Annotated in this window: 14 protein-coding genes; 13 read left to right on the plus strand and 1 reads right to left on the minus strand. The window is 64.8% G+C overall.

Going from position 1 to position 13,320, the window contains the following annotated elements:
* Positions 1-4: 4 nt before the first annotated feature.
* From ACCQ08_RS23610 to ACCQ08_RS23670, 13 genes are all read left to right on the plus strand, one after another.
* Positions 5-265 (plus strand): hypothetical protein, encoded by a 261-nt coding sequence (locus ACCQ08_RS23610; RefSeq protein WP_003821086.1) that lies wholly within the window; start codon positions 5-7, stop codon positions 263-265.
* A 76-nt stretch (positions 266-341) separates the two neighbouring features.
* Positions 342-992 (plus strand): hypothetical protein, encoded by a 651-nt coding sequence (locus ACCQ08_RS23615; protein WP_003821087.1) that lies wholly within the window; start codon positions 342-344, stop codon positions 990-992.
* A 40-nt stretch (positions 993-1,032) separates the two neighbouring features.
* Positions 1,033-2,166 carry a DUF6094 domain-containing protein gene (locus tag ACCQ08_RS23620; RefSeq protein ID WP_255632234.1) on the plus strand — a complete coding sequence of 378 codons (1,134 nt, stop codon included), beginning with the start codon at positions 1,033-1,035 and terminating at the stop codon, positions 2,164-2,166.
* 103 nt (positions 2,167-2,269) lie between these two features.
* Positions 2,270-2,581: a hypothetical protein gene (locus tag ACCQ08_RS23625; RefSeq protein WP_003821089.1), complete on the plus strand. Its 312-nt coding sequence runs from the start codon at positions 2,270-2,272 to the stop codon at positions 2,579-2,581.
* Between the two features lie 102 nt (positions 2,582-2,683).
* Positions 2,684-4,963, plus strand: coding sequence for a helicase-related protein (locus ACCQ08_RS23630; RefSeq protein WP_021205692.1), 2,280 nt, complete (start codon positions 2,684-2,686; stop codon positions 4,961-4,963).
* Positions 4,964-5,076: 113 nt separating this feature from the next.
* Positions 5,077-5,946: a hypothetical protein gene (locus ACCQ08_RS23635; protein WP_003821092.1), complete on the plus strand. Its 870-nt coding sequence runs from the start codon at positions 5,077-5,079 to the stop codon at positions 5,944-5,946.
* Between the two features lie 158 nt (positions 5,947-6,104).
* Entirely contained in the window at positions 6,105-6,704 is a 600-nt protein-coding gene (locus ACCQ08_RS23640) for a PilL N-terminal domain-containing protein (protein ID WP_003821093.1), read from the plus strand.
* The gene (locus ACCQ08_RS23645) at positions 6,701-7,342 is read left to right on the plus strand and encodes a hypothetical protein (protein ID WP_003821094.1); all 642 of its coding nucleotides are present in this window, start codon (positions 6,701-6,703) and stop codon (positions 7,340-7,342) included. The genes ACCQ08_RS23640 and ACCQ08_RS23645 overlap by 4 nt, the downstream gene beginning before the upstream one ends.
* A gap of 14 nt (positions 7,343-7,356) precedes the next feature.
* Positions 7,357-8,082, plus strand: coding sequence for a TIGR03759 family integrating conjugative element protein (locus tag ACCQ08_RS23650; protein ID WP_003821095.1), 726 nt, complete (start codon positions 7,357-7,359; stop codon positions 8,080-8,082).
* Positions 8,064-8,654 carry a transglycosylase SLT domain-containing protein gene (locus ACCQ08_RS23655; protein ID WP_003821096.1) on the plus strand — a complete coding sequence of 197 codons (591 nt, stop codon included), beginning with the start codon at positions 8,064-8,066 and terminating at the stop codon, positions 8,652-8,654. The genes ACCQ08_RS23650 and ACCQ08_RS23655 overlap by 19 nt, the downstream gene beginning before the upstream one ends.
* Positions 8,651-9,190, plus strand: coding sequence for an integrating conjugative element protein (locus tag ACCQ08_RS23660; RefSeq protein ID WP_003821097.1), 540 nt, complete (start codon positions 8,651-8,653; stop codon positions 9,188-9,190). Before ACCQ08_RS23655 ends, ACCQ08_RS23660 begins: the two co-directional genes overlap by 4 nt.
* Positions 9,191-9,194: 4 nt before the next feature.
* Positions 9,195-11,387 (plus strand): type IV conjugative transfer system coupling protein TraD, encoded by a 2,193-nt coding sequence (gene traD, locus ACCQ08_RS23665; RefSeq protein WP_003821101.1) that lies wholly within the window; start codon positions 9,195-9,197, stop codon positions 11,385-11,387.
* On the plus strand, positions 11,384-12,145 hold the full coding sequence (locus tag ACCQ08_RS23670; protein WP_003821103.1) for a TIGR03747 family integrating conjugative element membrane protein: 762 nt from the start codon (positions 11,384-11,386) through the stop codon (positions 12,143-12,145). Before traD ends, ACCQ08_RS23670 begins: the two co-directional genes overlap by 4 nt.
* A gap of 46 nt (positions 12,146-12,191) precedes the next feature.
* Here ACCQ08_RS23670 and ACCQ08_RS23675 read toward each other — a convergent pair whose 3' ends face one another.
* The gene (locus ACCQ08_RS23675; protein WP_003821104.1) at positions 12,192-13,121 is read right to left on the minus strand and encodes a hypothetical protein; all 930 of its coding nucleotides are present in this window, start codon (positions 13,119-13,121) and stop codon (positions 12,192-12,194) included.
* Positions 13,122-13,320 lie beyond the last annotated feature (199 nt).

Raw genomic sequence — 13,320 nt, forward strand, 5'->3', positions numbered from 1 at the left:
CGACATGGACCCGATCCTGGCTGCGCTTCCGCCCTCGCTGTTGAAGCTCGTTGAAGGGAGTTTGTCCAACGACGAAGTTTCTTCCGACGAGGAAATGCTGGAGTACTTCATCAGCAACGGCCTCACCGAGGCACAGGCACGGCAGGCACTGACCCACCGCGACCAGTACCTCAACAACATCTACCTGGAGGGCTTCACGCCAATCACTTCGGTAGATGAGGCGCTTCACTTCAACCCGCACACCCGGCAGTTCGAGCCGGACTGAGCGGCTTTCTTCCACCCCCTGGGGCAGTACTTGCCCCAGCGGGCGGTGCTGTTCCCGTTCATCCGAGGACACCACCATGCCCGAAAACACTTCTTCCACCACGCTGTATCGCATCGACGAATGCTCCGACGTGATGGCCGATGCTTGCGTCGGCGATGACCAGGGCAATCTGATCTTCCTGTCGATCTGGGCGCGCGACACCGCCGTCCAGCAGTTCCTCGCTCGTCTGACCCTCGGGCGCGACGAACAGGGCCTGGACCAGTTCCACGTCATCACCGACCAGGGCGGCAGCGTCCCGGTGTTCGTCAGCAACGTCGATCGTCTGGAAAAGCGCATGACCCGCGCCTACCGGCGAACGCTGTTCGGTTCGCTGTCCAACGTGTGGCTGTTCGACCGCCGCTGCGTCAAGCCCGACAAGGCCAACGCCAGCGCACTGGCATTGCTGCCCAAGGGCAGCGCCCACCGGCTTGACCGCCTGTGGATGCTGGTGCGGGACACCTGCCCACTGCCGCTGCTCGACCACTGGCGCGAAACCGTGCTGGAGCTGCTACAGACCCGCGAGATGCTGGCCCGTCTTCCGTTCGCCCTCGGGTCGCTGGAAGGCCATCGGCTCGCCATCGACGTGCCGGCGCTGACCCTGGCGCTGGGCTCCCTGATCCGCAGTGACGTGCTCACCGCCTATCCGTATCCGGCCAAGATTTGGACGCCGGAAGCGGTAGCGGCTTGACCCGCCCGCGAGAGCACGCCAAGGCGTGCTTTCGCACTTCATCCCCGCCAACCAGGAGACTTCCATGGCCCTCATGTTCCCGCGGCTCGCCCGCAATTTCTCCAAGAACGGGTACTACCCGACCGACGAACCCACGCTCGAAAGAGCCCTCAACGCACTGATGCCCAGCGATGGCCCGATGTGCATCCTCGATCCCTGCGCCGGCGAAGGCGTGGCGATCGCCGAAGCCGCTCATGCTCTCGGGCGCGAGCAAGCCAAGGCGTTCGCCGTCGAGTTCGACGCGGAGCGGGCACGCCATGCCCGCGGCCTGGTCGATCATTGCCTGCACGCGGACCTGATGGACACGATGATCTCAAAGCAGTCGTTCGGGCTGCTCTGGCTCAACCCACCGTATGGCGATCTGTCCAAGGACGTCAACGGCAACATCGGCTATCAGGGCCAGGGCCGTGCCCGCTTCGAGAAGCTCTTCTATCAGCGCAGCCTCTCGCTATTGCAGTATGGCGGCGTGCTGGTCTTCATCGTCCCTGGCTACGTGCTCGACGCCGAGCTGGTCGGCTGGCTGACACGCCACTACACGGACCTACGCATCTACCGAGCGGTGGAAACGCAGTTCAAGCAGGTGGTGATCTTCGGCCGCAGGGTGCGCCAGCGCGAGCTGGCACCCGATGGTCTCAAGGCCGTGCGCAATCTGCTGCTGCAGATCGGGCTTGGTGAAGTCGAAGCCGAGGAACTGCCGAGCGAATGGCCGTTCCTGCCGTACATCGTCCCCGCCAGTCCGGCCGAGCCGGAGCATTTCTTCCGCGTGACGATGGAGCCAGAGCAGTTCGCCGATGAAGTCGGCCGGCTGCAAGGCCTCTGGCCGTCGCAGGACACGCACCTGGGGGCCGCGCAGCAGTCGCTGCGTCCACCGGCGCGTGCCTTGTCCCACTGGCATCTCGCCCTGGCTCTGGCCGCGGGCGCGATCTCGGGGGTTGTGCGCTCCAAGACCGGGCGCGTGCTCGTCGTCAAAGGTGACACCCACAAGGACAAGACGCTCCAGCGGGAATTCACCGAACGCGAAGACGGCTCCATCGCCGAGACCCGCATCCTCACCGACAAGTTCGTGCCCGTCATCCGCGCGTGGGACATGACGCCCGGCTCCGCCACGCGGGGCGAGGTGTTGACCATCCGCTGATCGCTTCTCTACCGCTGACGGTCACCGTCGGCTTCCTCCACCCACCGGGGTCCAGTCGCCCCGAGGGGGCGCCGTGGCCCCTTCATCTTCAAGGAGCCTTTCCATGGCAGCCCAAGCACTTCCCATCGGCCAAGCATCGAGCCGGCGCTTCTTCCCTGGCGAGACCGTCGTGACCTGTGGCGTTGACGCCCTGGTCCAGCAGGGCCGGCTCAACCCGGTGCCGTATCTGCACCGCCACCTCAATGGCGACTGGGGCGACCTCGACGACTACGACAAGCGGCAGAACGATGCCGCGCTGGAGTCCGGCGAGGACCGCCTTTTCTCTTCCTACCAGGTCGCACCCGGCCTGCAGCTTTGGATTATCACCGAATGGGATCGCAGCGTGACCACGCTGCTACTGCCCAGCGAGTACTGATCTCTCCCAGACGACGGCCGCCTGCCGTCTCTTCATCCCACCACGGGGCATGCCATCGCCCCGCGGGGGTGGTGCATGCCCCATTTTCTTTGGAGCATCACCATGTCCCTCGATCTCGAAACCACTGCCGCTGAAGCCGCGCCCGTACAGGGCGAACTGCTCGATGCGGAATCTTCCCCTCTGACCCTGAGCCTTCAGGATTTCGTCGGCGAGTTCGGCGACGAACTGCTCGACGCCCTCAACAGCGCGAACCCGCCGGTCTATAACGGCCAGCCGCAGGCGCACCGGCAACTCGTCGTCGCCAGCCTCAAGCGCAAGCTGTTTCCGGCCCAGGCCGAAGTCGTCCACGCCGCCGCCGAGCTGCTGATCGACCGTGGCGAACGCGCCGCGATCGTCAATGGCGAAATGGGCTGCGGCAAGACGACCGTCGGCATCGCCACGGCCGCCGTGCTCAACGCCGAAGGCTATCGCCGCACCCTGGTTCTTTCGCCGCCGCACCTTGTTTACAAGTGGCGGCGCGAGATCCAGGAGACGGTGGCAGGCGCCAAGGTGTGGGTGCTCAACGGGCCGGACACGCTCATCAAGCTCATCAAGCTGCGCGAGCAGTTGAATGTCCAGCCCACGGGCCAGGAGTTCTTCGTCTTGGGCCGGGTCAGGATGCGGATGGGGTTCCACTGGAAGCCCGTCTTCACCCAGCGGCGCACCCGTCACGGCAACGTGGCGGCGTGCCCGGACTGCGGCACGGTCATCACCGACCTCGACGGCGAGCCGGTCAATCCGGTCGCGCTCCAAGCCGAGGAATACCGCAGGAAGTGCAGCCATTGCGCCGCCCCCCTGTGGACGCTGATCCGCCCGCGCAGCCTGTCCGGCAGCGACCAGTCCTCGGCCGTGCTGAAAGCCCTCAAGCGCATCCCGACGATCGGGGAAGTCACCGCGCAGAAGCTGATGCAGAAGTTCGGCGAAGGCTTCCTCGCGTCGATGCTGGGCGACAACATCCATGAGTTCATCAACCTCATGGACGGCAACGGCGAACTGGTCTTCTCTGACCGCCAGGCGCATCGCATGGAAAGAGCGATGGCGAACATGGAGTTCGGCTTCGGCGAAGGCGGCTACCAGCCGTCCGAGTTCATCAAGCGCTACCTGCCTCAAGGCACGTTCGACCTGTGCATCGCGGACGAGGCCCACGAGTACAAGAACGGTGGCAGTGCCCAGGGCCAGGCCATGGGCGTGCTGGCGGCGAAGGCTCGCAAGACCTTGCTGCTGACAGGCACGCTGATGGGCGGCTACGGGGACGACCTGTTCTACCTGCTGTTCCGAGCCCTGCCTGGGCGGATGATCGAAGACGGCTACCGCCCGACCACGAGCGGCAGCATGACCTCGGCGGCCATGGCGTTCATGAGGGACCACGGGGTCCTCAAGGACATCTACTCCGAAAGCACCGGCACGGCGCACAAGACGGCCAGGGGCACCAAGGTATCGGTGCGCACGGTCAAGGCTCCCGGCTTCGGGCCGAAAGGGGTCTTGCGGTGCATCCTGCCGTTCACGATCTTCCTCAAGCTCAAGGACATCGGCGGCAACGTCCTGCCGCCGTATGACGAGGAGTTCCGTGAAGTCGCAATGGACACGGCGCAAGCCGCGGCCTACCGCGACCTGGCGGGTCGGCTGACCGCGGAGCTGAAACAGGCTCTGGCGCGACGCGATACGACGCTGCTGGGTGTGGTGCTCAACGTGCTGCTGGCCTGGCCGGACTGCTGCTTCCGGTCGGAAACCGTGGTGCATCCGCGCACGCGCAACACCTTGGCGTTCGTCCCGGCTCAGTTCAACGAGTTTGAGGTGACGCCGAAAGAGCGCGAGCTGATCGACATCTGCAAAGAAGAGAAGGCGCAGGGCCGCAAGGTCCTGGCCTACACGGTCTATACCGGCACGCGCGACACCACGTCGCGCTTGAAGGTGCTGCTGGAGCAGGAAGGTTTTCGGGTGGCGGTGCTGCGCGCAAGCGTGGACGCCAGCCGCCGCGAGGACTGGATCGCCGAGCAACTGGACCGTGGCATCGACGTGCTCATCACCAACCCCGAGCTGGTCAAGACGGGCTTGGACCTGTTGGACTTCCCGACGATCGTTTTCATGCAGTCGGGCTACAACGTGTACTCGCTCCAGCAGGCGGCACGCCGCTCCTGGCGCATCGGACAGAAACAGCCGGTGCGCGTGATCTACCTCGGCTACGCCGGTTCCTCGCAGATGACCTGCCTGGAGCTGATGGCCAAGAAGATCATGGTCTCGCAGTCCACCTCGGGCGACGTGCCCGAATCGGGCCTGGATGTGCTCAACCAGGACGGTGATTCCGTCGAGGTCGCGCTGGCCCGGCAACTGGTCGCCGCCTGATCCCCACGCCAACGCCGGCCTCGCGCCGCCGGCTTTCCATTGTTCCCACCTTGCAGCCACGCCCACGGTCTCCGTGGACGTGGCTGCGCATTTTTCATTCCAAGGAGATTTCCATGAACACCCATACCCAATCCACGCCCGAAAACGTGAAGGCCCGCCTGACGCTGGACGTGACCTGTTTGCTCAACGGCGAGGCCGCGTCGGAAATACTGGCACGGCTGCAACGCATGTGGGTCCGCGCCATCGGCGAGAGGTTGCTAATCGATGAGACCGCCGCGAAGGTGGATGTTTGGTCGATCGAGGTGACCGAGTTGCCCTCGGCGACTAACAGCGATGCGCTCGAAGCCGAGATCGCCGCCTTCATGCAGCAACGCATCGGGGACGGCAACCTCTGTGCAGAGGACATTCCCTTGCGCCTGGCGAGCTATGGCCTGATGGCCCCCGAGGATTTCATCGACGAAATGCGCGAGCGCATGGGCATGGAAGACGACGCCCCCACGGGCCGAGCCGTCATCCCCTCGACCGAACCTGCCGACGGCGGTGAGATCGAGATGCAAGTCGCGGTCGTCTGCATCGGTGCCTCCGGTAGCCCCAACGTGCCGGTCTTCAAGGTCAGGATCACCCAGGAGGAATACGACCTGGGTATCCACTACGACAAGGCCAGGGACCTGGCCGAAGAGGCCCGGTACGAAGGGCCGTTCATCTGCTTCGACGCCGCCGAATATGGCCCCATCCTGTCGGCCGCCCGCGAACTTGGCCTCGTTCCGCAGGTCGTCGTGGTCGATATGACCGACGGCCAGATCCACTCCATCCGCTGCGACAGCGGCGAGATCAAGGTCATCTGCTACGACACCAGCGACACTGACGAGTATTCGGCGGCGGTGGCGAACCGGCCGCTCGGCGAGAACGGGCAGTTCGTGCGCTGCTGGTCGCACACCCAACTGGCACGGGTCGATCCCGGCCTGAAGCTGGCTCGGGATTGATCGGGCGAAGCCCGATGCGTTTTCACAGGCCCCTTCGGGGGCCTTTTCCTTTGGAGGGAGGCTGCCGGGAAATCGGGCGCTGCCTGGTTCGCATTGTTTGCTGCCGCTCGTGGCCCGAGCGGCGATGGTGAGGGCTCGATGTTTCAGGACGACGCGCCATGTGCCCCTCTCCACCTTGGTTTCACCATCCCGAACGCCGTCTGCTGGCGGGTTTTCTCGGCCTGCTTTGGTCGGTGCTGGCTGGCGGCTGCGCGACGACGAGCGCGCCGGTCGCGCCCGACACCATCGAGGAAGTCTCGGCCGCACCCGTACCCGAGGCGCCCGAATACATCCCCGTTGTGCGCTACGGCCGCTACACCCTCGTGGAACTGGCACCGACAGCAGCGCAGCGCGACCTGCTGTTGCAGACCATCGACGTGTCGATGCCCGAGGATGCACGCGCTACGGTCGGCGACGGGCTACGGCATGTGCTCAAGCGCAGCGGTTACGGCTTGTGCCAGACGACGCACGCGGTGATCGAGCTGTACGCACTGCCGCTGCCGGCGGCCCACCTGCACCTCGGCCCCATGACCCTGCGGGATGCGCTGCTCACCCTGGCTGGTTCGGCCTGGGAACTGCACGCGGATGACCGCGCGCGGCAAATCTGCTTCGAGCGGCCCGGCGACAGCATGACCGCCGACAACGTACCCGCGCCGCCTGCCACCGAGGCGGTGCAGACGTTCCCGCTGGCGCCCGCGGCATCGGGAGGCCAGCCATGAACGCCCCGCAGCCCGCCCATCGTTCAACGGCCGCCGTGGTGGTGCAGAGCCTGATGTGGCTCTGGCTGATCGGCCTCAGTGTCCTCGTTGCCCTCGGCTACCAGACGATGAACGACCAGGCCGACCAGGAGCGCCTCGATTCCCGCCTGCAACGCCTCGAAGCGCAGGCAACAGGCCTGGCCGAGACCGTCGAGGCCATCCAGCAGCGTCCAGCCGTCGCCACGGCGGCAGACCTCAAAGACACCCGCCAAATCCTGGAAGCACGCGCGGCCCAGGTCGAGAAATCGCTGAGCGCCTATGCCTCCGCCGACGACCTTCAGGCACTGCGCGCCGAAGTCGAGCAAATCAAGGCGCGGCAGACCGCTGCGCGCGCCGCTGCACCCGCCCAGCCGCGCACCAGGAACAAGCCCACCGCCAAGCCCGAACCGACGCCGCTCCCGTTCCGCATCGTCGGTGCCGAACTGCGTGCCGGCGAGCGCAGCGTGTCCGTCGCGCCGAGCAATGGCGACTTCACGCCCGACCAGCTTCAGGTGCTGCTACCCGGCGATGCGGTCGGCCCGTGGCGCTTGCAGGCCGTCGAGGGCAGCACTGCGGTGTTCCAGGCCGGCGACCAGACCCGCCACGTGGCGATCCCCTGAACGGAGCACACCACATGAAGCCGTCGATCATCCTTTCCGCGCTTCTGCTGGCGTCCACCCAGTTGCCCGCGTGGGCGCAGCAATCCGCCACGGCTCCCGCCCGCAATGCGCAGAGTCAGGAACGCCCGCTGGTCGCCCGCATTCTGGACGACCGGGTGGCGAGCGACTGGGGCCTTCAACCTCAGGAGTGGGCGCGCTATCGCGAACTGATGGACGGTCCACTGGGCATCTATTCGCCCAACCTGGACCCGCTGTCGGCCCTGGGCATCGAGGCGCGTACCGAAGAGGAACGGCGACGCTACGCCGAGCTGCAGGTGCAGGTCGAAGCGCGCCGCGTGGAGAAACTGCTCGCTTATCAGCGGGCCTATGACGAGGCCTGGCAGCGCCTGAACCCCGGGATGCAGCGGGTGAACCTGCCGGACGACAAGCCGGTCGCCGGGGCCACGCGCGGCTCCGGCCGCACGGCAGTGTTCGTGAAAGATAACTGCGTGGCCTGCGGCCAGCTCGTGCAGCGCCTGCAATCCTCGGGCGCCGAATTCGACCTGTACATGGTCGGCAGCCGCCAGGACGACGCGCGCATCCGCGATTGGGCCAAGCGCGCGAACGTCGATCCGGCGCGCGTGCGCAGCGGCAGCATCACGCTCAACCACGACGGCGGCCGCTGGTTGACCTTGGGGGTACCCGGCGACCTGCCGGCGGTCGTGCGCGAGGTGAACGGCCAATGGCAGCGCCAGCCATAGCCGCCCCCCTGCGCACACTGGTGCTCGCCGCTGGCCTATGCGCCTGCGTCGCCCAAGCCCAGGAGGTTCCGCCACCGGCCTACCAGCTCGCCGCGCAGCGCGCAGGCATCCCCTCGACGGTGCTCTACGCCGTGGCCTTGCAGGAGAGTGGCATCCGCCGTAACGGACGCATCGTCCCGTGGCCGTGGTCCCTCAACGTCGCCGGCCAATCACGCCGCTATGCGACCCGCGCCGATGCCTGCGCGGGTTTGCAGCAGGCGATGCGCTCCACGCCGCACACGCGCATCGACGCGGGCCTGGGCCAGATCAACCTCGGCTACCACCAGCAGCGCTACGCCAGCGCCTGCGACCTGCTCGACCCGTACCGGAATCTCGCCATCGCTGCCGAGATCCTGCGCGAGCAACACGCCCCCGGCGAGGACTGGTTGCTGGCGATGGGCCGCTACCACCGCCCCGCGGGTGGCGAGCCCGCCGCCCGCTACCGGCGCAGCGTGTCGCGCCACCTCGCCCGGGTGCAGGGCGCACGCCCAACCGCCGCGGTTCTCGCCGCACGCAAGGAGACATCCCCATGACGACATCCCATCTGGCCTTGCGTGGCCTGCTCGTACTGCTGGCGGGTCTGCCGCTGGCCTCGCTTGCCGGCGAGCCGCTGATCGTGGTCGAAGACCGCGGCGGCGCGTCGGCGCTGCCGTACTACGAAGCCCTGAACCTCCAGCCGCGCACCAACGCACCGGCCCGGCCGCCGATCCCGACGCCCCAGGTTCCCGCCACGCCGGCGGACGAGGCCGCGATGCTGCCGGTGCGCAGCGCCAAGCTCACCCCCGGCACCGTCCCGCGGCGTGTCATCGAGGCTCCGGGTCTGCGGCCTTTCGTTGTCGTCGGCGACGACGAGGCATCTCGGGCCTGGCTGCGCAGCCAGGCAGCCGCGCTGCGCGAGCGCGGCGCGGTCGGTCTGGTGGTCAACGTCGAGACCGTGCAGGGCCTGGCGCGGCTGCGCACCCTGGTGCCCGGCGTACCCCTCGCGCCCATGTCCGGCGACGACCTGGCCGAGCGCCTGGGCCTGCGGCACTACCCGGTGCTGATCACAGCCACCGGCATCGAGCAATGAAGCCATGTCGGGGAAACAGCCGGTCGAGGTACTGCTTCGCCCAGCGGTGGAGCTATACACCGTTGCCGCATGCGCGGGCGCCGCGTTTCTGTCCCTGGTGGCCCCATGGTCGCTCGCGCTGAGCCCGTCCATGGGCGTCGGCAGCGCGCTGGCGTTCGGCGCCTACGGTGCCATCCGCTACCGCGATGCCCGCGTCATCCTGCGCTACCGGCGCAACATCCGCCGCCTGCCGCGCTACGTGATGACCAGCAAGGACGTGCCGGTCAGCCAGCAGCGGCTGTTCGTGGGGCGCGGGTTCCTGTGGGAGCAGAAGCACACCCATAGGCTCATGCAAACGTACCGGCCGGAGTTCCGCCGCTACGTCGAGCCCACACCAGCCTACCGGCTGGCGCGACGGCTGGAAGAACGGCTGGAGTACGCGCCGTTCCCGCTGTCCCGGCTGTCGAAACTCACCGGCTGGGACGTACCTTTCAACCCGGTGCGGCCGTTGCCGCCTGTGGGCGGCCTGCCGCGCCTGCACGGCATCGAACCCGAGGAGATGGACGTCAGCCTGCCGCTGGGCGAGCGCGTCGGCCACTCGCTGGTGCTGGGCACGACGCGCGTCGGCAAGACCCGGCTGGCCGAACTATTCGTGACCCAGGACATCCGGCGCGTGAACGCCGCGGGCGAGCACGAGGTGGTGATCGTCATTGACCCCAAGGGCGATGCCGATCTCCTGAAGCGGATGTACGTCGAGGCTAAGCGCGCCGGCCGCGAAGGCGAGTTCTACGTCTTCCACCTGGGATGGCCGGACATCTCCGCGCGCTACAACGCCGTGGGGCGATTCGGGCGTATATCGGAAGTCGCCACCCGCGTTGCGGGGCAGCTTTCCGGTGAAGGCAACTCGGCCGCCTTCCGAGAGTTTGCGTGGCGGTTCGTCAACATCATTGCCCGCGCCCTGGTGGAGCTGGGACAGCGGCCCGACTACATGCTGATCCAACGGCACGTCATCAACATCGACGCGCTGTTCATCGAGTACGCCCAGCATTACTTCGCCAAGACCGAGCCCAGGGCCTGGGAGGTGATCGTCCAGATCGAGGCCAAGCTCAACGAGAAGAACATCCCGCGCAACATGATCGGGCGCGAGAAGCGCGTGGTGGCGCTGGAGCAGTACCTCTCGCAGGCGCGCAACTACGACCCGGTGCTGGATGGCCTGCGCTCGGCGGTTCGCTACGACAAGACGTACTTCGACAAGATCGTCGCATCGCTGCTGCCGCTGCTGGAGAAGCTCACTAGCGGCAAGATCGCGCAGCTCCTGGCCCCGAACTACTCCGACCTGGCCGACCCGCGCCCGATCTTCGACTGGATGCAGATCATCCGTAAGAGGGCCATCGTCTATGTGGGCCTGGATGCGCTCTCCGACGCCGAGGTCGCCACCGCGGTCGGCAACTCGATGTTCAGCGATCTCGTGTCGGTCGCCGGGCATATCTACAAGCATGGGATCGACGATGGCCTGCCGGGCGCATCGGCCGGTGCGCGCGTGCCGATCAACGTCCATGCCGACGAGTTCAACGAATTGATGGGCGACGAGTTCATCCCGCTGATCAACAAGGGCGGCGGTGCCGGCCTGCAAGTCACTGCGTACACGCAGACCCTGTCGGACATCGAGGCCCGCATCGGCAACCGCGCGAAGGCAGGCCAGGTGATCGGGAATTTCAACAACCTGTTCATGCTGCGCGTGCGCGAGACCGCGACCGCCGAACTGCTGACCCGGCAATTGCCGAAGGTCGAGGTCTATACGACCACCATCGTCAGCGGCGCGACCGACAGCTCGGACATTCGCGGGGCGACGGATTTCACGTCGAACACTCAGGACCGCATCAGCATGTCCAGCGTGCCGATGATCGAGCCGTCGCACGTCGTCGGCCTGCCGAAAGGCCAGTGCTTCGCGTTGCTGCAGGGCGGCCAGCTTTGGAAAGTGCGCATGCCGCTGCCGGCGCCGGACCCGGACGAAGTGATGCCGGCAGACTTGCAGCAACTGGCCGGGTACATGCGCCAGAGCTACAGCGAAGCGACGCAGTGGTGGGAGTTCACCAGTTCCCCCGCCTTGCAGGACACGGGCCTGCCCGACGACCTGCTGGATGACGCCGCTGCGGCCGAACCTCCCGCGGTGGCCATTGCCACCGACGAGGACACCGGCAACAAGGCCTCGCCATGAAGGACGCCGCCTCGACTGCACAACGGGAGCAGAACCAGCGCCAGGGCCTGATCGTCGGCACCATCACCTTGCCGTTCCGGCTGCTCGGGGTGCTGATCGGCTCGCTGCTGTTCTCGATCGTCGTGGAGTGCGTCGGCATGCACCTGTTCTGGAAGGACCAGGGCTGGCGGCACTCGCAGCAGATGTTGCAGTACGAACTGGGGCACCTGTCCAGCCACTTCACGCGCAGCGTCGTCGTGCAGGAGCCGGGGCGCACCGCGCACGAACTGGTGGATACCGGCTACGAATGGGTATTCGTTCGCTCCGGGCTGCTGGAGCGCATGAGCCAGACCGCCGAGCGCGCCCGCGCGCCGAGCCACGGGAGGATCCAGGACGGGGGGCGCAACTTTCGCTACTACATCAGCCAGGTCTATGTCTGGACCGAGAACTACCTGATTGCCGCGGCCTTCACCACCCTCACGTTTCTGGTGCGCCTGCTGGTTCTGGTGCTCACGTTGCCGCTGATCTGCACCGCGGCGTTCGTCGGCCTGATCGACGGTCTTGTGCGGCGGGACGTGCGCCGGTTCGGCGCAGGCCGGGAATCCGGCTTCATCTACCACCGCGCGAAGGCGAGCCTGATGCCGCTGGCCGTGCTGCCGTGGGTCACGTACCTGGCCTTGCCGATCTCTGTGCATCCACTGCTGATCCTGCTGCCCAGCGCAGCCTTGCTGGGACTGGCCGTGAGCCTGACTGCGGGCAGCTTCAAAAAATACTTGTGATGACAGAGAAACCAGATCATTAGGCAACTCATTCAGTATTTCTTATTTATTGAATTTGCTGACCAAGGATTTTCTCGCGATACATATTGGCCAAATGGCGCGCCCTCATGCTCCACTGCTCTGTAATCTTTGGGAAATCTGTTGCGCCGCGCCCATCCATTCCTTGCAATGTAACGTAGCCCTGCCCATCCTGTCCGCGTACAAAAGCTATGTAGTTATATATTGAATCTCGAAATTCAGTGAGAGCATAAAAGAAGGCATCGCCAGCCGGAAGCGCACGAGATAAGTCAATGCGACCTTGGGCATATAAAAAATCATTGACACCCTTCATTCCCCATCCTACCCGATCCAACTCAATGTAAAGATTGTCCACGGCGTCATAATGCACAGATGGAATGTAACCACATGAAAAGTCCCATGTTTCGAGCCAGTCGAGAAAGTCAGACCTGAAATATGAAGGAACAATATTTTGAAGTGTGGCTATGGAATCCGCCATCTGCTGAGGCGTTAATGCGCTCCTGGCAACTTGAAATGCTGATGGGAAAATTCTCTTACAGACATCTTGTGGGATAAAACTAATATCAGAAATTTCACCCCAATAGACCACGTGAACCGGAAAAATCGATCCATCCAGCCTTTTGTGTTGAGTGCCATGGAACTGATGATGATTTATGCTGGTATGGCGATTTGCCGTTGTGAAAATCACATAACAACCAATCGGCTCAGGGAAGGAATCGGTCTTACTCAACTCAGCCGTAACGTCTGTAGAGTTTAGTTGATTAACAAATTTTGCCTGCCCAAACACTGAGTAGCCGCCAACGGCAGGAAAAATGTCAATGCCATGCTGCCTTTGCCCATTTCCGCCGTATCTTCTGAATTGCACGTCATACCTCATATTCCGCGCGACCCAGTCCCTCATGAGGTAGCAGCAAATTTCCTCAAAATCTTGATCAGTTCTAAAGGTCAGTCCTTGCATTTTTATCCTGGATCTTTGTAAGAGCGTTGATATTTTGCCACGCGGCCGGTGGAAATTCCCTTCTTGAATTCTGGCCTGACGACCACTCCCTGAGCGAACTGGACGCACGCTGCCAATCAAACCGATCAGCGCAGTTTCCTATTGTTTGCTGCCTGCAGTCACCCTGAACTCCACCATCGCACTATTCTGATCACACAGG

The organism is Comamonas sp. SY3, from assembly GCF_041730275.1.
Lineage (GTDB): Bacteria > Pseudomonadota > Gammaproteobacteria > Burkholderiales > Burkholderiaceae_C > Comamonas > Comamonas sediminis.

Bases quoted from the DNA above. Each gene is read 5' to 3' on its own strand.
- ACCQ08_RS23625 (WP_003821089.1), top strand. From the start codon at position 2,270: ATGGCAGCCCAAGCACTTCCCATCGGCCAAGCATCGAGCCGGCGCTTC.
- ACCQ08_RS23645 (WP_003821094.1), top strand. From the start codon at position 6,701: ATGAACGCCCCGCAGCCCGCCCATCGTTCAACGGCCGCCGTGGTGGTG.
- ACCQ08_RS23610 (WP_003821086.1), top strand. From the start codon at position 5: ATGGACCCGATCCTGGCTGCGCTTCCGCCCTCGCTGTTGAAGCTCGTT.
- ACCQ08_RS23615 (WP_003821087.1), top strand. From the start codon at position 342: ATGCCCGAAAACACTTCTTCCACCACGCTGTATCGCATCGACGAATGC.
- ACCQ08_RS23640 (WP_003821093.1), top strand. From the start codon at position 6,105: ATGTGCCCCTCTCCACCTTGGTTTCACCATCCCGAACGCCGTCTGCTG.
- ACCQ08_RS23635 (WP_003821092.1), top strand. From the start codon at position 5,077: ATGAACACCCATACCCAATCCACGCCCGAAAACGTGAAGGCCCGCCTG.
- ACCQ08_RS23675 (WP_003821104.1), bottom strand. From the start codon at position 13,121: ATGCAAGGACTGACCTTTAGAACTGATCAAGATTTTGAGGAAATTTGC.
- ACCQ08_RS23655 (WP_003821096.1), top strand. From the start codon at position 8,064: ATGGCAGCGCCAGCCATAGCCGCCCCCCTGCGCACACTGGTGCTCGCC.
- traD (WP_003821101.1), top strand. From the start codon at position 9,195: ATGTCGGGGAAACAGCCGGTCGAGGTACTGCTTCGCCCAGCGGTGGAG.
- ACCQ08_RS23670 (WP_003821103.1), top strand. From the start codon at position 11,384: ATGAAGGACGCCGCCTCGACTGCACAACGGGAGCAGAACCAGCGCCAG.
- ACCQ08_RS23650 (WP_003821095.1), top strand. From the start codon at position 7,357: ATGAAGCCGTCGATCATCCTTTCCGCGCTTCTGCTGGCGTCCACCCAG.
- ACCQ08_RS23660 (WP_003821097.1), top strand. From the start codon at position 8,651: ATGACGACATCCCATCTGGCCTTGCGTGGCCTGCTCGTACTGCTGGCG.
- ACCQ08_RS23630 (WP_021205692.1), top strand. From the start codon at position 2,684: ATGTCCCTCGATCTCGAAACCACTGCCGCTGAAGCCGCGCCCGTACAG.